We start from the raw sequence: 670 nt of genomic DNA, 5'->3' as shown, positions 1-670 counted from the left end.
CTGGAGCCGTCTATGGATCAAAATTCTGATGTGCCGACCTTATGCCAAGCATTGGTTCACTGTGGCGTCCGCGAGGCGCTCGATCCGCGGCAACTGGTGGGATTCGCCAGGACATCCTCGAAGGCGCGCCGTCGCTGCGGACGTTCAAGCGAAGGGCGAGACTCCGAACAGCCAGCCGTGCAGCCAGAGCCCGAACAATGCGAAAGCAACCAAGCCGATGCCCACAGCAATCAGGTCGCTACGCGGTCGCACGACCGCGGGTGCCGGATCGCCGCGTGGAATGACGGCAATGAGATCGACAATCGCGTAAACCAGAAACGCTCCGAAGACTAGGAGCGAGGCAAGGTCGCCATTGGCCAGGAGGTGGCCGATGGCCCAAAGGATGATGCCCACCAGCATCGGGTGCTTCAGCCGATGCTTGATTGAACCCGTGGGCAAGTAAGCGGCTGCCAGAAAGACGAATGCGGCGAGCACCAACACCGACGCGACATGGCGGCCCCAAGAGGGCGGCTCGTAGATCTCAGGCGCATTGGGCCGATAAAGACTCCAGCCCCAGACGATCAGCACGAAGCCGATGATCGATAGGAGCGAATAAAGTCCCTTCCAGCGCCGCTCGTTTGTGGCGATTTGCGCATCACGAAAGCTGCCGGCGGCGATCCGAACAGAATGG

At 60.9% G+C, this 670-nt stretch carries 1 protein-coding gene; it reads right to left on the bottom strand.

Features of this window, described 5'->3' with window-relative positions:
* Positions 1-144 precede the first annotated feature (144 nt).
* Positions 145-670 (bottom strand): NnrU family protein (locus tag AC0L3O_RS35460; RefSeq protein WP_473618160.1); only part of this gene is annotated, 526 nt, incomplete at its 5' end.

The organism is Mesorhizobium sp. WSM4810 (genome assembly GCF_055811235.1).
This window is presented reverse-complemented; position numbering and strand designations above follow the sequence as displayed.